Here is a 21,417-nt window from a genome sequence, read left to right on the forward strand (position 1 = left end):
TCAGTCCCGTAGGCGCGACGCGCGGTCGCGATGACGAAATGGGTCATGAGGGTCACGGCGAAATCGCCTTGGCCGTCAGCGCACCCTGCGCGGACGACGGAATCAGCAGGTTGACGACGCGGCTCCAGCGCACCAGCGACGACGCATCGACGAACACGACGTCGCGACGCTCGAGCGGAAACTGGTCGGCCAGCGCGAACGACGCGGGCGAACTGCCGTCGAGGTGGTACACCCGCGGGCGGTTGTCCGGGCCACGACGCACGACGAACACCTGGCGCGCGTCCGACGTGTACTGGCTCGCGCCGCCCGTGTCGCCGAGTGCTTCGCCGAGGCTCATCCGGCCGTCGGTCAGCGTCAGCGTCGCGGGCCGCGACACCTCGCCGAGCACGAACACCTTCGCGTCGCTCGCCGCGCGCACGCGCACGAGATCGCCGTCGCGCAGCAGGATGTTCGACGGGTTCACGCCCGCGGCGATCAGCGCCGGCAGGCTCACGTTCACGGTCTTGTCGCCGCGCGTCACCGAGACCTGCGAGCGATCGGCCGTCGGGGTGAAGCCGCCCGCGCGGTCGATCGCCTCGGGCAGCGTCATCGGCATGTCGTTGACGATCTGCAGACCCGGCGTGCGCACCTCGCCATCGAGATAGACACGCTTGCTGCGATAGGTCTGCACGCGCAGTGCGATCTGCGGCTTGCGCACGTATTCGCCGAGACGCTTCGTCAGCAGCGCGCGCGCCTGCGCCTCGGTCAGCCCCGCCACGTGCACGAGGCCGGCATACGCGAACTGCACGTTGCCGTTTGCGTCGACCGTGTAGCCGGTCGCGACCGAACTGGCACCGACACCGTCGCCGCCCCCCGTCGTCTGCGTCGTCGGCAGGTTCAGTTCGGGGTGGTCCCATACGACGATGCCGAGCACGTCGCCCGGGCCGATCACGTACGGCTTCGGCTTGCCGAACAGCTGGCGGATTTCCGCATCGACATTGGCCGGCCGGCCCGCATGCTGCTGCGCGACGAACGCCGGCGTGATTTCGATCAGATCCTCGCTCGACACGTTCTGCACGCCGTCGAGGCCGCCCGCGCCCGATGCATCGGCGCTCACGCGCGCATTCGCGTCACGGTCGGCAGGCGCCCGGTACGTCATGCCCGGCGACAACGCACATGCGCTCAGTGCGCACGCGGCCGCCACGATCGCCATGCGCGACAGCCACGGTGCGCGACGGGTGCCGGCCATGCGTGGCTGCGGCGCTCCGAGCGTCGATTCGGGTTGCGTGGTGATTGACATCGTGCCCTTCCAAAACTGTGTGGTAACCCGCCGAACGCGGCGAACTCCGGCATTACGCTTGCCGGCGCGGCTCGCATCGCGGTGCCGCGCCTCCCTCTACACCGCACGTCAAACCGTACGATTCGTCATGAACTGCACTTCGTCGCTTTCGTTACTCGTCTGCATCGCCTCGGCCGGCATCGTCTGCACCGTCGATGCGCAGACGTTGCCCGCCGTCCCGGCCGACGCGCCGACGTTCGCATCGGCGGCGGCGCTCCCGCCGGTACCGTTGCAGCGATCGGCGCAAGCCGTCGCGACAAGCGACGCCGTCGAACCCGCTGCAGCCGCCTCCGGAGTCGCGAGGTCCGCTTCCGCGCGTCCCGTCGCCAGTGCCGCCGTCCAGCCCGAAACGCGCGCCCGCGGCACGCTGCGCAGGCCGCTCGTGCCGGGGCGGCCGCATCGCCCGCAAGCGGCCAGTGCACCCGCCGACGACGTATGGCGCGGCGACAGGTTGTACGCGTCGCCCTACGCGAAGTCGCCCTATGAGCAACCGGACGATCCGGACTGAAGCATCCCGGCCGGTCATGCCTCGGCATGACCGGCAATGCACCGATACGGAATTGGACACCACGGCGAACGGCACGTCTGTGAGGGACCCCACCGAACGCCGATCTTCATGCGTAGAGGCGATCGCACCCCGATGCGCCGCCGCGTGCGACGCGGCTCGCATCACGACCGGCCGACGGACACGCTCGCGTACGATCGCGCGGCCGCTTCGGGTGCGGCCGGATCGGCGACGCGCGCGACCGGCCGGACCGAGTCGCGACCGAGCGCCTGCATGCACCGGTCGATCACGATGTCCGTGCCCACCGCGCCGTACACCGCATGGTCGACCTGCGGCTCGAGGTACAGACGCACGTGACGCGAGCACCGGAACGCGCGCTCGATTGCACCGAAGTGACGCCGGACATCGTCGATGCCGGGATCGAGCGCGCCGTACACCAGCGTCGTCCATACGTTGCGCTGCGCAAGCTCGTGCATCACGCCGCGTGGCGTGCCGATGCCCGGCTTCCAGCCGGCGCGCGCAGCGAGCGCCTTCGCCGGCACGCTGACCCGCGCGATCGCATTCGCGGCCACCGCCCGCACGATCGGCCGCAGGTCGCGCCGCTCCCGCACGAGGCGCTTCCATTTCTGCCAGTCGCGCACCGACAGCCAGTAACCGCGCACCGAGTTGTTCCGCTGCTTCTGCACTGCCTCGAGCGAGAGTCCGGCCGGCCACACGAAGCGGGCGAGATTGATCGCGATCACGCCGCCGAGCGACGGCGTCTTCACGGCCGCATGCAACGCCGCATAGGCGCCGGAACAAATGCCCGCCGCGGCCACCTCCGGGTGACCAAGCGCGCGCAGCCAGTCCGCGGCAGCGGCCACGTCGTCGCTCGACTGCGCCGAATACACGACGCCCGACTGGTCGTCCAGCGCAGCGGGCCCGCTATCGCCGACGCCATGCACGTCGATCCGCAGCGTCGTCACCCCGGCGCGTGCCAGCGCGCGCGCGAGGCGCACGCTGAAGCGCCCTTCGCCGCTGCGCGGGTTCGTCGACGTGTTCGCGATCACGAGCGCCGGGCCGACCGGATTCGCCGGCCGCGTGTCGGCGGGACGGCACAGCACGCCAACGAGCCGGTTCGGACCGACCGCGACGACCTGCTCGGTCATGTCGTGCAGGTCCAGCGCGACGGCCGACTCGCCATTCCACGCCGAATCCGCTTGCATCGAGGTTTCGGCGCCAGCCGACATACGCGGCGCGCGTCCGGCGATCCAGTTCGCGAGCGTGTCGATCGCCGCGAGCGGCAAGCGCGAGCGCGTGCCGTCCAGCATCGTCGTCGGCCATTCGCGGAATGCATCGCTCGCCACGTCCACGCCGCGCTCGAGCAGCGCTTCGCGCAATGCCGGCCCGTCCCCCTGATCAGGCTGGATCAACAACATCGCGCCAGGCAACGTCGGCGCATCGCGCACGACGTCGCACAGATCGACCGCCTTCAACGCATCGACGAAGTCGTCGGGAAAGCGGTGCCCGAGCACGTTCATGCACGGTTCGTCACGATGCGCGGCGCGGATCGCGGGCGACGTGATATCGAGCCACTGCCGATGCACGAACGACAGCTCGCGCAGGTAGGCGCGACCGCGCACGACCGGCGCCAGCGCCACCAGTGCGTCGACGCGCGGCGCCGGGCGCGGGCCCACGCCCGCGGCGGCCAGCATCGCGAACAACGCGCCCGCGCGGATCCCGACGAGCGTCAGCGCGGTTACGCCAACCTGATCGCGCAACAGGTCGATCGCGTCGTGAATGCTGGCGATGCTCGCGACATACCGACCGGCGTCGCGATCGTCGCCCGCCGAGTCGCCGGTGCACGGATAGTTGAATCGCAATACCGTGACACCCTCGCGGGCCAGCCGCTCCGCGATCGCCCGCATGAGCTTGTGCGTCCACGATGCCTCGTGACCCAGCGATTCGCACAGGATCACGCCTTGTGTCGTTTGTCCTTCGTGCAGCCACCCCACGCAGCTGCCGAACGTTATCGGCTTCAATCGGTACTCCTCGGATCGGTATTTGTTATCGGATGCGGACACGCGTCCGGCGGCTCCACCGGAATCGGCCACTCCACGGTCATGTGACTGCCCTACGACGCACGGCCTTCAGGCAACGGACCTCCGCCGCGCCCCTGCGCAACCCGTCTGCCCTTCGCGATGCGTTGTCCTGCCCCCGCTGCTTGGCGGCGGCAGGTTGCCGGCCCGAGTCGCCGTCAAGCCATGTCCGCCGCGAACCCAAACAGTCGTTCGATTAGAGCACTCGGCCCGAGCGCCCTTCGGTGCGCCAGCTTACAAATGCATTCATTACCGTGGCGATACAACGAGGCGCCCGCTGTCGCGATTCGCGCCGCGCGCGTGCGCCGAATCCACGAAAGGTAGGCTCGCGAACACAGTCGTCTCGCTCGCCCCGTATCATGACCGCCATGCGATGTGGCCGTGTCCGGCATCGCCGGACGAAACCGGCGCCTGCCGGAACGGGCCGCGAACCCACGCAGCCGGGTCAGCGCCGACCGGCCGCGCGAGCGCACGGCGGCCCGCACCCCACCGCCCTGCGACACCCACGGCGCCGACCAAGCGAATGTCAAACCTCAAGAAGAATTTCCTGCTGCTGCTGACGCTGCAGATTTCGATGTATGCGGTGCCGCTGCTGATCGCACCGTTGCTCACGCACGCGCTGGGCCCGGAAGGCTACGGGCAGCTCGCGTTCTCGCTCGCGGTCATCGCGTACCTCACCAACTGCACGAGCTACAGCTTCGACCTGACCGCCACGCCGCGCATCGCGCTCGCGCGCGACGACCGCGCCGAACGCTCCCGCATCTTCTGGGCGACGCTGTATGCGCAGATCGGCATCGCGGTGATCTGTTTCATCGTGCTGGTCGGGCTGATCGTGCTGGTCGGCCGCTTCGGCGAAGACCGCGACCTGCTGCTGATCGGCTTCGGGATGGTGGCCGGCGTGGCGTTCACGCCGGGCTGGTATTTCCAGGGCATGGAGAAGTTGCGCGCACTGAGCGTGATCCTGTTCGTCGGCCGCATCCTGAGCCTGCCGGCGATGTTCGCGCTCGTGCACAGCCCGGCGGACATCGACCGCGCGATGATCGTCAACGCGGCCGTCCCGACGCTGTCCGCGCTCGTACTGGCCGTCTATCTGTATGCCCAGCGCGAAATCGACTTCGTTCGCGTAGGTTTCGCCGACGTCGCCGAATCGCTGAAAGGCGGCTGGCAGGTGTTCCTCGCATCGACGTCGATCGCATTCTATGCGTCGACCAACACCGTGCTGCTCGGCTTCGTGTCGGGCAACGTCGCGGCCGGCTACTTCGCCGCCGGCGACAAGCTGATCCGCGCGGCGCTCAGCATGCTCCAGCCGCTGAAGGCCGCCACCTATCCTCGCATCAGCTATCTGATGCGGCATGCGAGAAACGACGCGTTCTCGTTCCTGCGCAAGCTGTTCGTCGTGCAGGTCGCGATGGTGCTCGGCATCTCGCTCGCGATCTTCTTCGGCGCGCCGCTCGCCGTGCGCATCCTGTACGGCCCTTCGTACGAACCGACGGTCCAGGTGCTGCGCTGGATGGCCTTCATTCCATTCATGGCCGGGATGACCGACCTGTTCGGTGTGCAGACGATGCTGCCGCTCGGAATGAAGTCCGAATTCACGCGTGTCCTGATGTCATCGGGCATTCTGAACATCGTGCTCGTGCCGGTGCTCGCGAAGTACTTCGCCGAACTAGGCGCCGCCGCCGCCGTACTGACGGCCGAGGCTGCGGTCGCAGCGGCGCTCGCGACCGTCGTCTATCGCGCCGGGATTCCGCTGCCGGGCAGTCCCGTCGCTCGGCGCGGTTAGCAGGCGCACCGTCCGTGCTGCCTGGTTTTCCCGGAACCGCATGAACAGCACGATGCGATCTTAACGTCCGCGCTGTTCATGGCCAGGCTCAGGGTTTCAATCGCGAAGCGCCGGACCCGACATGACAACGGATCCGGCAGTAGCCGCCAAGCTCGAACATATGCGGTCCGGCATAACGATTTCCACCCTCTCCGCACATGGTCCGCGCGAATGCGTTGACAGGCAGACGGCAATCAACCGCCACACCATTTATTCATCGTGACATCAAACGTGAAGGTCAGCACCTGCCCGGTCGTCATGACGACATTTGCCCCGGTTGTCGTCTGTATATTGGCGTTGTTCGCGATCGTGCAATTGCCGTTGGTGGCCACGATCTTGACGGATTGACCGTCAATTCCGCCGGTCAGGTTAGTTAGCGTCGTCGGTGCGGCATAGTTCGCCGTCAGCTTGCTCAGGCCAGTCACGCTCGGCGTCGGGCTCGTGCCGACAAACCCACCGGCCCACAGCGCCATCGCATTGCCCGCATTGTCGGCGGCCGGTGCGCCGTAGCTGTACCGAACCAGCCCGGTCGCGTTCTCGATATGAAATTGCCACGGCCACATTTGCAGCAGGCGCCCGCTTGCCCACGCGCTATTGGTCGCTCGGCCGTATCGGTCTTCGGGAACGTACTTGTAGCGGCCTGCGACGCCGTTGCCTTGCGATGCGTTGACGCAAATCTTTGAAAAATATTCTCCGGCGGGAATGAACGACGTGTTGGACATGGACGGCGTGAACGTATACGTGTCCGTTCCCGCCGTCACGCTGCCCGCACGCGTAATCGTTCCGGTGATGCCGAAGATGGTTGCCAGCGTCGTATCGCCGGTGCCGTTGGCCGCCAGGACCGGCATGAAAATCGGCAAGTTCGGCATCGTATTGAAACGCCAGCCCGGGATCGCCACGGCGCCGGCGCCCGTCAGCGTCATCGCAGAAGGAATCGGCTGGAACACGCTGTCGGTCTCGCAGTCGATTCTCAGATTGTATGGGCTCTCGGTCGAAATGCACACCGCCTCGCCGCTGCCGAAGTAGTTCCGAAGCTTGATTGCGTTGTATCCGACGTTGCCGACAATTACGCCCTTTACGGTCTGCGGAAACGCAAAGATAAATTCATTGTCGGTAGGATACGCATTGAAGTTCGGATTCGGCAGGATCTCGGCCGCGTAGTCGTTGCGCGCACTCAACGGGAAGTTGATGTCGAAGACGCAATTGGTCACTTGTCCGACAACACTGAACATACGCCCGGTACCGAGGCCCATCGTGGTCATCCGGTCGTGCAGCAGGATGTTGCGCGCCCGGATTCCGTACAGCGGATAACCCGTGTTCGACGTGCGGCGATCCTGTACCGCAAGCGCCGTGCCGTTGCTGAAGATGATGTCGATATTGTCGAGGTTGAACAGGTTTGACGAATCGGACGCGGCGGCGGCCGGACTGTCGTCAAGATAAATGCCGAAGCTGGGCGTATTCGTCGCCATGTCGCCGCAATGTCGAATCTTCATCGTGCTCAGGTTGACTTCTCGGACGTTCGCGCGTGCCTGGGTCGACCCGCTCCCGGTGTCCGTCCACAACACGCCACCGCCACGGAAATACAGGCAATTCACGTGAGCGACGTCGAGCCAGTCCACATTGCCTTGCAGCACCAATCCGTGCTGCAACGACGCACACGCGCGATTCCCCTGAAGGGTGAAGTCTCGCAGCACGCAGCCAGCGGTCACCGCCGTGTTGGACGTCCATGACACGTTGCCCGTCTGCGGCAGGTCCGTCGTTTCACTGTTGAAACCCGCGTTCAACACTGTGAAGCACTGTCCGCCGACGCCTGCGCCGAACTGAATGATCGACGTGCGGCTCGAGTGTCCGAAGATCGCTATCGGCTTCGTGACCGGGGGAAGCGCGAGGCTTGAATAGTAGACGCCCGCGGGCAGATCACCCTTGACCGGCCAGATCGTCATCAGGTAATTCAGCCAGGCCGTCAGGGCTGGGCCGTCGTCGCTGCCGTACACGACATTGGCGCCGGTTGCGCTCGCCGCCGCCACCTTCGCGAGCGTGACCTGTGTCGCGCTGACGATTGCCGTGATCGTCGTGGACACAACCAACGTCGCGACGCCATTCGCATTGGTGGTCGCGATGTCGATGCGTTTGCCCACGTCCGCCGCGGTGAACGCCGCCGATGCCGACGAAAAGGCGGTGGAGCCCCCTGTCGTTACGCCGTCGTTGACGATTCGCGCGTTCCCCTTCGCGCCGAAATACTTTGCGCTAACCGGTAAATTGGCGGGAAGCGCCGCCGGAAGGTCCATCCAGACCTGCGTGGTGCCCGCCGCAAGACTGACTGCCGCGCCGCCGTTGCTTGAAGCCAGAACAGTGGTGCGCGACAGCGTGTTTCCGCTGGCCGTGTATGTGCCGATTCCGATTTCCCAGTTTCCGCTCGGCTCCCCCGTGCTGCTCACGGCCTGCAACCCGTAATAGAACGTGTCGGCATTTGCACATACGGATGAAAAAGTCCGGAATCCCGTCATTGCACCAGCTAGAGACAGAACCCCCGTACCCGTGGAGGTGGTCGTTTCCTTCACGCGGTCCCGAAGTTGAAATGCCATATCGATCCTCGACGCGCGCCGACAAGCACGCAAAAGAGTGAAATGCGCCGGATGCACGGCGTCGTGCAACGGTCATCGGCTCACTCGTCTCCGGTGACTTCGCTGCATGACTTGCCATCCGGCGAGTTGAACGCCGGATGAGCGCTATTGGCCCAACCGAGGAATCATCGTGACCGTCGGGGCGGTGCTATAGGTGACCGTCATCGCATCGCCCGGCTTGAGATCGAACCTTCCATTCGTGAAGCCGGTGGCATAGGCCGCTTGACCGCTTCGCGAGACATTGAGTGACGACACGGTACCGCGCGTCGATCACCTCCTGCAGAAGCGGTCGCGCGGTCAGACCCGTTGCCGTGCCAACGATGTACGTAGCCGGAAATTGTGCTGTCATTCAAGCACTCCATATCATCGCAATTCAATCGAGATGCAAAAGTAAAAAAATGCTGGACGGTCGGACGCTACGTCTTCCGAATCCCCGGCGTGCACCTGCAGGAACGCACGCGGCTGCCAGGCAAGACGCCGCCGCGCATCAACCCTGCCAGCCCAGATATCCTTTTTCTTGTTTTCACGAAGAGAAATCACGCACGTTCGCACGCACCCATTCATTGCAGAATAAGAACGATTTTCCCGATGAACTGTGCGTTCGGTAACCGAAGCACGGAGCGATTCGCACGCGAATCGGCGGGAGCGATCCGGCCGAACGACTTGCCAATTCGATGCGCACGCAACGAATCCCCCACATGCCGCCCCCGTTGCCGGCACCGATCCGGCTCCCCTCGAAACGACCGACCGCGGGTACTTCTTACTCTGCTGCACATGCACAATCAGGAACGCTTACCTCCTTTTCCCCGCACCGCGCAGCCGCGTCGAAAAAAGATCGTACGTATCAGTAGAAACACCGATGCTGTAGTCAAACTACATTCGTACGATTGGCCACTGCAGAGAATCGCTACATCCGATTCGGCAGTGTCGGACGGTCCGCGTCGCCGTCCGCGTTGTTCGATCGGGCCCAACCGGCCGTAACGATTCCCCGCCTGGCCTGGCATGCCGACGCGCAACCACCCTGCATCGCCAGCCGAATGCGTCCGGTGCGAATCCACCGGACGTGCGCAGCTCCAGACATCATCCGAACAACAACCGGCAATACGATCATGGAGAGCAACATGCGGGACAAACACTGGCTGGCCGTCGTGCTGGCAGCGACCCTCTGCACCACCGCCTACGCAGGCAACGCCGATTTCAATTCGCAGGGCGACGCCGCCGACGCGTTCGCGTCGTCCGCCGCGCAGCGGCGCGCCGACGTCCTCGTGCACAAGATGACGCTCGACGAGAAACTGCAGTTCATCCATTCGCAATACGAAATGTCCAAGGTGCCGAACGGCGGTGCCGGCTACATCCAGGGCGTGCCGCGGCTCGGCATTCCCGATCTCAACATGGTCGACTCCGCGACCGGCTCCGGCAGCACGTCGCTCGCAAGCACGACCTTCCCCGCCACGATCGCCGTCGCCGCGAGCTGGGATCGCCGCCTGTCGTACGACTACGGCAAGCAGGTCGCGATCCAGTTGCGTGCGCAAGGGTTCGGCATGGGTCTCGGTGGCGGCACCAACCTCGCGCGAGAGCCGCGCGGCGGACGGCTGTTCGAGTATCTCGGCGAGGATCCGCTGCTCGCAGGCGACCTGCTCGCCGAGCGCACGCTCGCCACGCAGCGGCAGAAGGTCATCGCGACCATCAAGCACTATGCCGGCAACGAACAGGAGCATGGCCGGATGGGCGGCAACACGCAGATCGACGAACGCACGCTGCGCGAGCTCTACCTGCTGCCGTTCGAGATCGCCGCGAAGCGCGGGCAGCCCGGCAGCGTGATGTGCAGCTACAACCGCCTGAACGGCGCGTACGCGTGCGAGAACACGCATCTGCTGAACGACGTGCTGAAGAACGAATGGGGCTTCCAGGGCCAGGTGCAATCCGACTGGGGCGCGACGCACAGCACGGCCGCCGCGATCAACGCCGGGCTCGACGAGGAAGAAGACGTCGGCCCGTCGGTCTACCTGACACCGGCGACCGTCAAGCAGGCGATCGCGAACGGATCGGTATCGACCGCGCGCCTCGACGACATGGTGCGCCGCAAGCTGGCCGTGATGATCCGCGTCGGCGTGATGGACGATCCGGCCAAGGGCGGCGGCACGATCGATTTCGCGGCCGCGAACCGGTTCGCGCAGAGCGTCGCCGAGCAGTCGATCGTACTGCTGAAGAATGACGGCAACCAGTTGCCGTTGGCGGCAGCGGCCTTGTCGCGCATCGCGGTGATCGGCGGCCACGCCGATGCGGCCGTGCTGTCGGGCGGCGGCTCGGGCAACACGCGCGATCCGGTCACCGGTTCGTTCGCGGGCTGCGGCGGCCTGACGTTCGGAGCGTCGACCGGCTGCAGCTGGTGGCACAATCCATGGCTCAAGGTCGACGTGCCGATCGTCGCTGCGATCCGCGCGCTCGCGCCGGCAGCACAGGTCACGTTCGCGGGCAACAGCGACCAGCAGTCGCCGTTCCGCGCGTATACGCAGCAGGAAATCGACCAGGCCGCGGCGCTCGCGGGCCGCTCGGACGTCGCGATCGTCGTGGTCGCGCAGCCGGCCGGCGAGGATTTCGGCGATCTGCAAAGCCTGAGCCTCGCGAATCCGTCGAACCAGGACGCGCTCGTCGAAGCGGTCGCGCGGGCGAACCCGCACACGATCGTCGTCGTCCAGAGCGGTAATCCGGTGCTGATGCCGTGGAAGGACAACGTGTCGGCGATCGTCGAGGCGTGGTATCCGGGCGAAGGCGGCGGCAAGGCCATCGCGAACGTGCTGTTCGGCGCGGTCAACCCGTCCGGCAAGCTGCCCGTCACGTTCCCGGCGCGCGACCAGGACACGCCGACGTGGGGGCAAGGCGGCGCATTCGACAACGATCCCGTCTACGCGGAGAAGCTGAACATGGGCTACCGCTGGTACGACGCGCGCAACATCAAGCCGATGTTCGAATTCGGCCACGGGCTGTCGTATACGCACTTCGCGTATTCCGGGTTGTCGGTGTCGCGGCAACGGGACGGCTCGCTGAGCGTCGCGTTTACCGTGCGCAACGACGGACGTGTCGCCGGCGCGGAAACGCCGCAGGTCTATCTCGGCGTGCCGTACAAGGACGAGCCGCCGAAGCGGCTGGTCGGCTGGGAAAAGATCCGGCTGAACCCGGGCGAGGCACGGCATGTCCGCGTGACCGTGTCGCCGCGGATGCAGAGCGTGTGGGATACGTCGCGCAATGGCTGGAAGGTCGTGCCGGGCGGGACGGTGTATGTCGGCGCGTCGTCGCGCGATATCCGGCTGCAGGGTAGCTAGGCAGCCGGCCTGACGATGCCGGTGTCGGGTGGAATGCCGCCCGGCACCCGCGGACAACACGTCGATTCGTGCGATGAATGAGGCACCACCGGCCGGCAAACAATGTGCAATCGCCGCGTTTCGTTCGCATTGCCGACCAGGCGTCGGCAATGCGTGCACGATGCGGACACGAATGAGAATCGGGAATGCCATCCATGCCCGGATTGACTTGCTCGTGCGACCCGTTCGGGTAGGATGTGAACGTGCGATTTACCGGACTTCGTACCGGCCACCCACCGCACGAATGTGATAGCGTAGTGAAGCCGCAGCACGGTCTCGTCGCCGATGGTCGGAGTAGAACATGTCGGCAGGTCCGCGGGCGCGCTTCGTCGTCAGTCGTCATTGCAAAGGAGTTCTCCCATGTGGACCAAACCTGCCTACACTGATCTGCGACTCGGTTTCGAAGTCACGATGTACGTGTCGAATCGCTGATTCGGGCACGCCATCCGGAAAGGAAAGCCTCGGTCTGCCGAGGCTTTTTCTTTGCTTCGCACCCCGGCCCCTCGTCGCACCGTCATGCTCATACACATCCTCGGATCCGCCGCGGGCGGCGGCTTTCCGCAATGGAACTGCAACTGTGCGAACTGCGCGGGTTTTCGCGCGGGCACGATCGACGCGCAGGCCCGCACCCAGTCGTCGATCGCGCTGTCCGACGACGGCGCGAACTGGGTGTTGTGCAACGCGTCCCCCGACATTCGCGCGCAGTTGCAAGCCTTCCCGCCGTTGCAGCCGGGCCGTGCGCTGCGCGACACCGGCATCGCCGCCGTCGTGCTGATGGACAGCCAGATCGACCATACCGCCGGCCTGCTCAGCCTGCGCGAAGGCTGTCCGCTGCAGCTGTGGTGCACCGACATGGTCCACCATGACCTCAACAGCGGCTTTCCGCTGTTCAACATGCTCGCGCACTGGAACGGCGGGCTGGTCTGGAACCGCATCGTGCTCGGCGACAGCTTCACCGTGCCGGCCTGCCCGAACCTGCGCTTCACGCCGCTGCCGCTGAGCAGTGCAGCACCACCCTACTCGCCGCATCGCTTCGATCCGCATCCCGGCGACAACATCGGCCTGCTCGTCGAGGATCGCCGCACCGGCGGCACGCTGTTCCATGCGCCGGGGCTCGGCACGGTGGACGACGCGCTGCTGCAACGGATGAACGACGCGGACTGCGTGCTCGTGGACGGCACGCTGTGGGACGACGACGAGATGCTGCGACGCGGCGTCGGTGTACGGTCCGGCCGCGAAATGGGTCATCTCGCACTGAACGGTCCGGGCGGCATGCTCGACGTGCTGGCCCGGGTGCCGGGCCCGCGCAAGGTCTTGATTCACGTCAACAACACCAATCCGATCCTCGACGAAGGTTCTCCCGAACGCGCGGAATTGCGGCAGCGCGGGATCGAGGTCGCCTTTGACGGGATGGACATCGTGCTATAAGAAACGCATGGTCCCGCTGCCGCGACGCGCATCGTGATGCATACGACGTCGATTGCGGTACAACGCACGCCCTTCCACTGTCCCCAACGTCATGGAACCGTCGATGAGCCAACCCGCTCTCACTCCCGCCCAGTTCGAACAGGCGCTGCGTGCCAAGGGCGCCTTCTATCACATCCACCACCCGTACCACGTCGCGATGTTCGAAGGCCGCGCGACCCGGGAGCAGATCCAGGGCTGGGTCGCGAACCGCTTCTACTATCAGGTCAGCATTCCGCTGAAGGACGCGGCGATCCTCGCGAATTGCCCGGACCGCGAGGTTCGCCGCCAGTGGGTCCAGCGCCTGATCGATCATGACGGAACCGCCGGCGACGAAGGCGGGATCGAGGCGTGGCTGAGGCTCGGTGAAGCGGTCGGGTTGGACCCCGCGCAGTTGCGCTCGCAGGAACGCGTGCTGCCCGGCGTGCGTTTCGCCGTGGACGCGTACGTGAATTTCGCTCGCCGCGCGAACTGGCAGGAAGCTGCGAGCAGCTCGCTCACCGAGCTGTTTGCGCCGCAGATCCACCAGTCGCGCCTCGACACCTGGCCGCGCCACTACCCGTGGATCGATCCGGACGGCTACGCGTATTTCCGCACGCGCCTCGGCCAGGCGCGCCGCGACGTCGAGCACGGGCTCGACATCACGCTGCGGCATTACACGACCTACGAGAGCCAGCAGCGGATGCTGGATATCCTGCAGTTCAAGCTCGACGTGCTGTGGACGATGCTCGACGCGATGTCGATGGCCTACGAACTGCATCGGCCGCCTTATCACACCGTCACCGACCAGCCGGTCTGGCACAAGGGAATCGCACCATGAATTTCGACAGGAATCGCGTGCCGCGCTGGCGGCCGGGTTTTCGCTTCCAGTTCGAGCCGGCCCAGCATGCGCACGTGCTGCTGTACCCCGAAGGCATGGTCAGATTCAACGAAAGCGCGAGTGCGATCGGCGGGCTGATCGATGGCACGCGCACCGTCGCGGACATCGTTGCGCATCTCGAACGGCAATTCCCCGACGTGCCCGAACTCGGTACCGACGTCGAGGATTTCATGGAGACCGCCCGTGCCCAACACTGGATCGAACTCGCGTGAACCGGTGACGCCCGACGCCGCGCGGCCGGCAACCGGATTGCCGCTGTGGCTGCTGGCCGAACTGACGTACCGGTGCCCGCTGCAGTGCCCATACTGCTCGAATCCGCTCGATTTCTCGCGCCAGGGCGCGGAGCTCGACACGGAACAGTGGTTCAGGGTCATGGCCGAAGCGCGCGAGATGGGCGCCGTGCAGATCGGCTTCTCGGGCGGCGAACCGCTGGTCCGTCCGGATCTTGCCGCACTGATCGGCGAGGCGCGCCGCCTCGGTTACTACACGAACCTGATCACGTCGGGTATCGGCCTGACCGAGCAGAAGATCGAGGCGTTTCGCCGCGCCGGCCTCGATCACATCCAGATCAGCTTCCAGGCGAGCGACGCGACGGTCAACGACATGCTGGCCGGATCGGAAAAGGCATTCGCCCACAAGCTCGCGATGGCCCGCGCGGTCAAGGCGCACGGCTATCCGATGGTGCTGAACTTCGTCACGCACCGGCACAACATCGACGACATCGACCGGATCATCGAGTTGTGCATCGCGCTCGACGCGGACTACGTCGAGCTCGCGACGTGCCAGTATTACGGATGGGCCTACCTGAACCGTCAGGCGCTGCTCCCCACCCGCGCGCAGCTCGAGCGCGCGGAGCGCGTCACGAACGCGTATCGGGCGAGGCTCGCCGCTGCGAACCACCCATGCAGGCTGATCTTCGTCACGCCCGACTACTACGAGGAGCGGCCGAAGCCCTGCATGAGCGGCTGGGGCAGCCTCTTCCTGATCGTCACGCCGGACGGCACCGCACTGCCGTGCCACGGCGCGCGGCAACTGCCGATCGCCTTTCCGAACGTGCGCGATCACGACCTGCGACACATCTGGTACGAATCGTTCGGCTTCAACCGCTTCCGCGGCGACGACTGGATGCCCGAACCCTGCAAGTCGTGCGACGAGAAGAAGAAGGACTTCGGCGGGTGCCGATGCCAGGCGTATCTGATGACGGGCGATGCAAGCCTCACCGATCCTGTCTGCGGCAAGTCGCCTCATCACGACCTGATCGAGAAAGCACGCGAGGCCGCGCTCGCGCCGCTGCAACCCATGACGCAACTCGTGTTTCGCAACGTGCGCAATTCGCGTGAATTGACGAAGACCTGAACGGCGCCGCGCGGTCGCCGCCGATCGCCGGTGTTGCCGGATTTGGAACGCAATGTTCGCGCATCGCGTCGGGCCGGCTTCCCGCGCTGACCACCGTTTCATGCGCCTCCACGCGTCGCCCGGACATCTCGCCGCGCGCCGCGTCGTCGCCCCGGATTCAGCGGCGAGCGACGGGGTGTCCGGCAACCCATGGAATCCGTTTTTGCAACGTCACGCGCCGGCTACCGCCCATGGCGCGGCAGCGAGGCGCTCCGCCAGATAGTCCAGGAACGCGGTCACGCGCAACGGCCGCAAGCTGCTCGGCGGCGTCACGAGATTCACGCCCACCCGATCGATCCGCCACTCGGGCAATACGTCCACCAGTTCGCCTCGCATCAACGCGTCCCCGACGACGAACTCGGGTTGCAACGCGACGCCCCGGCCAGCCAGCAGCGCGGGAACGATCACGTCGGCGCTGTTGCTGCGGATGATGCCGCGCACCGTGACCGCGAATGCGTCTCCGCATGCATGACGGAATTGCCATAGCTCGGGCGTCGCCAACCCCGTGTAGACGAGACACGCATGCCGGGCCAGATCGCGGGGATGCGTCGGTCGCCCCCATCGTTTCAGATAGGCCGGCGAAGCCACCAGCGGGTGATTCACCGCGCAGAGCCGGCGCGCCCGCAGCGACGAATCGGCGAGTTCCGCGATGAGCACCGCCACGTCGAACCCGCCGCCCACCACATCGACGATGCGGTCGGTGACGCAAAGGTCGATCTCCACCTGCGGATAGCGTTCGAGAAAGGCGGGGATCAACGGCGCGACGTGGCGGCTCGCGAACGACATCGGCACGGCAACGCGCACCAGACCGCGCAGTTCCGTCGCGTGCGACGACGCCTCGGTCTCCGCCGCCGCGGCTTCGCTGAGAATGCGAATCGCTCGCGATTTGGCGATTTCGCCGGCGGCCGTCAGCGAAACCTGACGCGAGTTTCGATAAAAGAGCGCCGTGCCGAGCCGGCGCTCGAGTCGGGAAATGGCTTTCGACACGGTCGGCTGCGAGAGGTCGAGCGCCTCCGCGGCCCTGACGAAAGAGCCCGTTTCGAGCACGTGCGCGAAAATCGCCCATGCCTCGAGGTCAGGAAGTATCTGCATCAGACAGCAAGCCTCCGGTTGGCCGATCCGGCCCGTTCCTGCCGATACCGGTACCGCGCCCTGCAGCGTTCGCGCTGCACGAGCACCGCCGCCGATACCGGCTGCGCGATGTGCGCACCGCTAGAAAAGCGTATGAAGGCCGATGCGGGCAATGGCCTGGTTCGCGCCGGACGACGCGCCATCCGGATCCAGCACACCGTTGATTTGCGCCCGGGCACCGCTGCTTGCCCGCTGCCACACACCGGTCGCGTACACCATCGTTCGCTTCGACAGCGTGTACTGCACCGTCGCCGTGACCTGGTGCGCGTGGTCGTTGTCGAGCGCCGCGTTGCCCTTCATGTACATGTAATCCGCGCCGATCCTGACCGGGCCGGAGAGTTGCCAGGTACCGCCCGACTCGGCCATCCACACCGAGCCACCGGACGCAGCGTTATGAACGGTCGTCACCAACGCGCTCAGGTTTGCCCGTCCGATCCGGTAGTGCGCCCCTGCGCCCCAATTACGCACACTCGTCGCGACGGAGCCCGGCTGTGCGCCATATTTCTCGTTGGTGTACGCGGCGGCGGCACCGAACGGTCCGGCTTCGTAGTCGAGACTGGCGCTCACCGTATTGCCCGCGCCGATCGAGCCCGGCACGCCGCCGAACGCATAAAGCGCGCCCGCCTTCAGCCCATGGATGACCGGGCTCACGAACTTGACGGCGTTCGCCACACGCTGACTGCCCGCCATCCGGTCCCAGTCGAACGCGCCGGTCGGGTTGCCGGGCAGCGCGAGCTTGCGAAAGGGCCCGTTGCGCAGGTTGTACAGTCCGGCGACATCGGCCGCCGCGTCGGTGCCGCTGAAGAACAGCGTGTCGGCCATGAATTCATACTGGTTGCCGAACGTCAGCGTGCCCAGCCGGTCGTTCTGCACACCGACGTAAGCGGTACGCGCGAACAGGCCATTGCCGATCAGCGCGCCGGTACCCGGTGAAATCTGGCTGACCAGCTGGAAAATGACCTTTGAGCCGCCGCCGACATCTTCGCTTCCGCGCAAGCCGAGCAGGCTCGGCGTAAAAATCCCGTCGTCGAATTTCGCATTGCCGTGGCCGCCTTCGTTACTGACGTAACTCAGTCCCACGTCGAGCGCGCCGAACAACGTGACGCTGCTCTGCGCGCATGCGATCGGCACATGCGCAACCATCAACAGGGCCGGGACATAGAAACGCTTTCCGAACATGAACAGCCTTCTTCATTGCTTCGCAATCCGAATCACAACGACCGGACCTTCCAATCATCCCGCGCAACGCGGGTACGTACACGCACGCCGCCGTCATGCCCGATCGCGCGACAGGCGGCACGCATCGACGGCACGAGTCTAGCGCATGGAATGACGCTTCAACGTTCGGCCCGCGAGAACACAATGTTCTGCATCTCCCGGCTACGCAACGCATCGCGGTTCGTCTACACTCGTTCGGTGCATCGGCAGATGCGCCGCGATTCGAGCCGCGATTCGAGCCGCGATTCGAGCCGCGATTCGAGCCGCGATCCGTGGCCGACGAGAATCGATTGCGCAGGCGATCGCGACACCCTCCGCCGCGCACGATGCTTCGCGCTCACGTCGAGCCGACCGGCGCACGCCAGGTCCCCACTTGCCAGGCACGGAACTCCTTCCCGCTTTCGTCCTCCGAAAAGTCCCGACCGCGCTTTACGTCCGATGTTTGAACCCGGGCGAAGCGCTCCGTTGATCCATCGTCACCCGGCGGTCGCGTTCGTCGCACGCGTTTTCACGCTCCGGAGCGGCCGGCGCGGCAACCGCGCCGAATCTCTCGACGCGCGCCACGGTAAAATTCCGTCTTGACCCGTTGCTCATCCCGTTCAGGCGCCCTGCCGGGCCTGACTGCGGCATGCATCGCTGCCATCGGAAGCGCGCCGCACAGGAGCCCCTATCTCCTTGATTCTTATACATTCACCGTTTCCCGGAACATGACTTACTCGCTTGCCACCCTCTATACCCGGGAACTCGAGATCCGCAAGAGCCGCTTCATCGCGTTCGCGATCCCCGTCGAGGACCGCGATGCCGCGATGCAGGCGCTGCAGCGCCTGCGCGACGAACACCCGGCGGCCACCCACGTGTGCTGGGCCCTGCTCGCCGGCGGCCAGTCCGGCATGTCCGACGACGGCGAACCGTCGGGCACTGCCGGCCGGCCGATCCTCGAAGTGCTGCGCCATCACGATCTCGACGGCGTGCTCGGTGCGGTGGTCCGCTACTACGGCGGCGTGAAGCTCGGCGCGGGCGGCCTGGTGCGCGCCTATACGGATGCGATCGCGTCGGCGCTGCTCGACGCCGAGCGCGTCGAACGCATTCGCCACACGCGGATCGCGATCGAAATCGGCTACCCGGACGAAGCGCGGGTGCGCCGCTGGATCGAGCAGGCGGGTTACGCGCTGGTGGACAGTGCGTACGGGATGACGGTGAAGCTCGTGATCAAGCTGCCGGAAACGGCCGAGGCAGCGGCGAAGATCGAACTGTTCGACCTGACGCAGGGGCGCTCGGGCTTCCCCGGCCTGTGAGGATCGGGCAACCCGCCCGGCCTCGCCGCCACGGGTTTCACACAGATTCCCGTGAAAATTCAGATGCGTCCGATAGAAAACCCGCGCGCCGAAACTTAATCTCCCCCGTGTTCCTCGCGACGCGTCCTGCAAACGTCTGGCCGGGCGTGCACACACGCGGCACACCGCGCGTCGCCGACGATCGCCAACAATCAGAATTCAGCTACGGGGATATCGGACGCATGCAACTGCAAAAACTGCAAGCCCAGCTCGCGGAACTCGATCGACGCATCCGGGTGGCGCGCCGCCGCGAACGCCAAGCGGCACTGGTGCAGGTACGCCAGCTCGTGACGAACCATGCGCTGACCGCGCGGGAAGTCTTCGGGCAGGGTTATAGCGATCGCGCAAAGCTGTTCACGATGGGCACGAAATATCGCGATCCGGCGACGGGCGCCACCTGGAGCGGCCGCGGTCGTGCGCCCGCCTGGATCGCCGGGCGCGACCGCGCCGCGTTCCTGATCCGCGAGTAACGCGCGCCGCGTTGCACGGCGCGCCTCCGTGGCCGATCCAGCCGACCCGAACCGCTCAATAAACGTCCGGGACGATCATGCTGTCCGGCGTCGGACGGCGAATGTAGTCCTCGTGATGCTCGCGCTGCGGCAGATCGATCGTCGTCCGCGGCACCTCGTGATACGGCACCTGGGTCAGCAGGTGGTGAATGCAGTTCAGGCGCGCGCGCTTCTTGTCGACCGCCTGCACGACCCACCACGGCGCCTCGGGGATGTGCGTGCGCAGCATCATCTCTTCCTTCGCGGCCGTATACGCTTCCCAGCGGCGGCGGCTCTCGAGATCCATCGGGCTCAGCTTCCACTGCTTCAGCGGATCCTCGATCCGGCTCTGGAACCGCAGCTCCTGCTCGTGGTCGGTGATCGAGAACCAGTACTTGACGATCTGGATCCCACTGCGCACGAGCATTTTCTCGAACTCGGGCACCGAGCGGAAAAACTCCTCGTATTCGTCGTCGGTGCAGAAATTCATCACGCGCTCGACGCCTGCGCGGTTGTACCAGCTGCGATCGAACAGCACGATCTCGCCGCCGGCCGGCAGATGCGCGACATAGCGCTGGAAATACCATTGCGTGCGTTCGCGATTGTTCGGTGCCGGCAGCGCCGCCACGCGGCACACGCGCGGGTTCAGGCGCTGCGTGATGCGCTTGATCGCACCGCCCTTGCCTGCCGCGTCGCGCCCCTCGAAAATCACGACGAGCCGGTGCCCCGTGTTCACGACCCAGTCCTGCAGCTTCACGAGCTCGCCCTGCAGCCGGAACAGTTCGCGGAAATACTGCTTGCGCGCTTCGCGGCGCTCCGGCGAGAACAGCAGATCCTCGCCGTCGTCGAAGCGGCGGTCGTCGAGCTCCATTTCGAGTTCTTCGTCGTACGCGTCGACGAGGTCTTCCTCGAAACGGCGCTGGCGCGATTCGAGCGACGCCGTATCGGTGAAGTCGTCGGTCTCGGTGCGGGTATCGTTATCGCCCATGGGGCCTCCTTCCTTCAATTGACGCAGCCAAACGCCGCCATTATCCCAGCGTCTCGCGTCAAATTGATGAAAAAGGGGTCGATCCGCCCCTCAGAAGCGGAATCCGGGCCGCGCGCTCGCCGAGGTCGTACTTGATGAACACGATCGAACCGCTCCCGAGCAGATCGGGCACGCGCATGCGCCGCTGGAGCGGTGACGCCCGCCCGCTGGCGGTGCGTCAACCGGGCGGCGGCAGCACGACCGTGTCCTCGGGCCCGAGCACGCGGCCGTCCTGCGAGCGAAGCTCCAGTTTCCTGACGGGCAAGCCGGTCTTGCGGTCGACGAGAAGCACGTGCGCCTCGTCCGGTTCGAAGAAGAAATCCTCGCCCCACTGCCGCAGCGCGACGAGCAGCGGAAACAGGCCTCGCCCCTTTTCGGTCAGTACGTATTCGTGATGCGCGCCGCCGTCTGCGGCCGGCACCATGTCCATGATTCCGTGCGCGACGAGGTTGCGCAAACGCGCGGCGAGGATGTTCTTCGCCAGGCCGAGATTTTTCTGGAATTCGCCGAAACGGCGCAGCCCGTCGAATGCGTCGCGGACGATCAGCAGCGACCACCAGTCGCCAATCGCATCCAGCGGGCGGGCAACGCCGCAAGGGGAATCTTCGTGGGTGGTTCGTCTGGTCATCGATGCAGGTTGAACCGCGGAGGGTGCGATTGGCAAATAAGGTTTCAATATAAAACCAACAATACTGAAAATCAATCGCCATGCATCCACTGTTCGAGGAGCGCGAACGAAACCGGGCTCGTCATCGGAATTGGTTTGTCGGC

The 21,417-nt window shown here is 65.6% G+C and carries 17 protein-coding genes; 10 read left to right on the forward strand and 7 right to left on the reverse strand.

Going from position 1 to position 21,417, the window contains the following annotated elements; genetic code table 11:
- Positions 1-52 precede the first annotated feature (52 nt).
- Positions 53-1,279, reverse strand: coding sequence for a polysaccharide biosynthesis/export family protein (locus tag U4Y91_RS15670; RefSeq protein WP_321805781.1), 1,227 nt, complete (start codon positions 1,277-1,279; stop codon positions 53-55).
- Between U4Y91_RS15670 and U4Y91_RS15675 the strand changes: the two genes are divergently transcribed.
- On the forward strand, positions 1,266-1,826 hold the full coding sequence (locus tag U4Y91_RS15675; RefSeq protein ID WP_321805782.1) for a hypothetical protein: 561 nt from the start codon (positions 1,266-1,268) through the stop codon (positions 1,824-1,826). The genes U4Y91_RS15670 and U4Y91_RS15675 overlap by 14 nt on opposite strands.
- A 161-nt stretch (positions 1,827-1,987) precedes the next feature.
- Here U4Y91_RS15675 and U4Y91_RS15680 read toward each other — a convergent pair whose 3' ends face one another.
- Positions 1,988-3,844 (reverse strand): serine aminopeptidase domain-containing protein, encoded by a 1,857-nt coding sequence (locus tag U4Y91_RS15680; RefSeq protein ID WP_321805783.1) that lies wholly within the window; start codon positions 3,842-3,844, stop codon positions 1,988-1,990.
- A gap of 580 nt (positions 3,845-4,424) precedes the next feature.
- Between U4Y91_RS15680 and U4Y91_RS15685 the strand changes: the two genes are divergently transcribed.
- Complete coding sequence (locus tag U4Y91_RS15685; protein ID WP_321805784.1) at positions 4,425-5,684, forward strand: oligosaccharide flippase family protein; 1,260 nt, start codon at positions 4,425-4,427, stop codon at positions 5,682-5,684.
- Positions 5,685-5,917: 233 nt separating this feature from the next.
- On the opposite strand, the gene U4Y91_RS15690 is transcribed toward U4Y91_RS15685, so the two are convergent.
- Positions 5,918-8,308 (reverse strand): hypothetical protein, encoded by a 2,391-nt coding sequence (locus U4Y91_RS15690; RefSeq protein WP_321805785.1) that lies wholly within the window; start codon positions 8,306-8,308, stop codon positions 5,918-5,920.
- A 1,160-nt stretch (positions 8,309-9,468) separates the two neighbouring features.
- On the opposite strand from U4Y91_RS15690, the gene U4Y91_RS15695 reads away from it, so the two are divergent.
- The 6 genes from U4Y91_RS15695 to pqqE all read left to right on the forward strand — a co-directional run bounded on the left by U4Y91_RS15695 (position 9,469) and on the right by pqqE (position 15,409).
- Complete coding sequence (locus U4Y91_RS15695; protein ID WP_321805786.1) at positions 9,469-11,670, forward strand: glycoside hydrolase family 3 C-terminal domain-containing protein; 2,202 nt, start codon at positions 9,469-9,471, stop codon at positions 11,668-11,670.
- A 399-nt stretch (positions 11,671-12,069) separates the two neighbouring features.
- A complete protein-coding gene (gene pqqA / locus U4Y91_RS15700) occupies positions 12,070-12,141 on the forward strand; it encodes a pyrroloquinoline quinone precursor peptide PqqA (protein ID WP_124485082.1) in 72 nt (23 codons plus the stop codon).
- Positions 12,142-12,225: 84 nt separating this feature from the next.
- Entirely contained in the window at positions 12,226-13,137 is a 912-nt protein-coding gene (gene pqqB / locus U4Y91_RS15705) for a pyrroloquinoline quinone biosynthesis protein PqqB (protein WP_321805787.1), read from the forward strand.
- 103 nt (positions 13,138-13,240) lie between these two features.
- The gene (gene pqqC, locus U4Y91_RS15710) at positions 13,241-13,993 is read left to right on the forward strand and encodes a pyrroloquinoline-quinone synthase PqqC (RefSeq protein WP_321805788.1); all 753 of its coding nucleotides are present in this window, start codon (positions 13,241-13,243) and stop codon (positions 13,991-13,993) included.
- Complete coding sequence (gene pqqD, locus U4Y91_RS15715; protein ID WP_044842933.1) at positions 13,990-14,265, forward strand: pyrroloquinoline quinone biosynthesis peptide chaperone PqqD; 276 nt, start codon at positions 13,990-13,992, stop codon at positions 14,263-14,265. Before pqqC ends, pqqD begins: the two co-directional genes overlap by 4 nt.
- Complete coding sequence (gene pqqE / locus U4Y91_RS15720) at positions 14,237-15,409, forward strand: pyrroloquinoline quinone biosynthesis protein PqqE (protein WP_415750462.1); 1,173 nt, start codon at positions 14,237-14,239, stop codon at positions 15,407-15,409. Before pqqD ends, pqqE begins: the two co-directional genes overlap by 29 nt.
- A gap of 210 nt (positions 15,410-15,619) precedes the next feature.
- Here the strand turns inward: pqqE and U4Y91_RS15725 are convergent, their stop codons facing one another.
- Together U4Y91_RS15725 and U4Y91_RS15730 are read right to left on the reverse strand one after the other, a co-directional pair.
- On the reverse strand, positions 15,620-16,540 hold the full coding sequence (locus U4Y91_RS15725; RefSeq protein ID WP_321805789.1) for a LysR family transcriptional regulator: 921 nt from the start codon (positions 16,538-16,540) through the stop codon (positions 15,620-15,622).
- Positions 16,541-16,660: 120 nt separating this feature from the next.
- Positions 16,661-17,758, reverse strand: coding sequence for a porin (locus tag U4Y91_RS15730; protein ID WP_321805790.1), 1,098 nt, complete (start codon positions 17,756-17,758; stop codon positions 16,661-16,663).
- Positions 17,759-18,504: 746 nt separating this feature from the next.
- On the opposite strand from U4Y91_RS15730, the gene U4Y91_RS15735 reads away from it, so the two are divergent.
- Together U4Y91_RS15735 and U4Y91_RS15740 are read left to right on the forward strand one after the other, a co-directional pair.
- The gene (locus U4Y91_RS15735; RefSeq protein ID WP_321805791.1) at positions 18,505-19,092 is read left to right on the forward strand and encodes a YigZ family protein; all 588 of its coding nucleotides are present in this window, start codon (positions 18,505-18,507) and stop codon (positions 19,090-19,092) included.
- Positions 19,093-19,313: 221 nt separating this feature from the next.
- A complete protein-coding gene (locus U4Y91_RS15740) occupies positions 19,314-19,601 on the forward strand; it encodes an H-NS histone family protein (protein WP_321805863.1) in 288 nt (95 codons plus the stop codon).
- A 55-nt stretch (positions 19,602-19,656) separates the two neighbouring features.
- Here the strand turns inward: U4Y91_RS15740 and ppk2 are convergent, their stop codons facing one another.
- Both ppk2 and U4Y91_RS15750 read right to left on the reverse strand, forming a co-directional pair.
- Positions 19,657-20,607 (reverse strand): polyphosphate kinase 2, encoded by a 951-nt coding sequence (ppk2, locus tag U4Y91_RS15745; RefSeq protein ID WP_321805792.1) that lies wholly within the window; start codon positions 20,605-20,607, stop codon positions 19,657-19,659.
- A gap of 217 nt (positions 20,608-20,824) precedes the next feature.
- Positions 20,825-21,274 (reverse strand): winged helix-turn-helix transcriptional regulator, encoded by a 450-nt coding sequence (locus tag U4Y91_RS15750; RefSeq protein WP_124519704.1) that lies wholly within the window; start codon positions 21,272-21,274, stop codon positions 20,825-20,827.
- Positions 21,275-21,417 lie beyond the last annotated feature (143 nt).

The sequence above is a fragment of the Burkholderia sp. BCC1993 genome (assembly GCF_905339865.1).
Classification (GTDB): Bacteria; Pseudomonadota; Gammaproteobacteria; order Burkholderiales; family Burkholderiaceae; genus Burkholderia.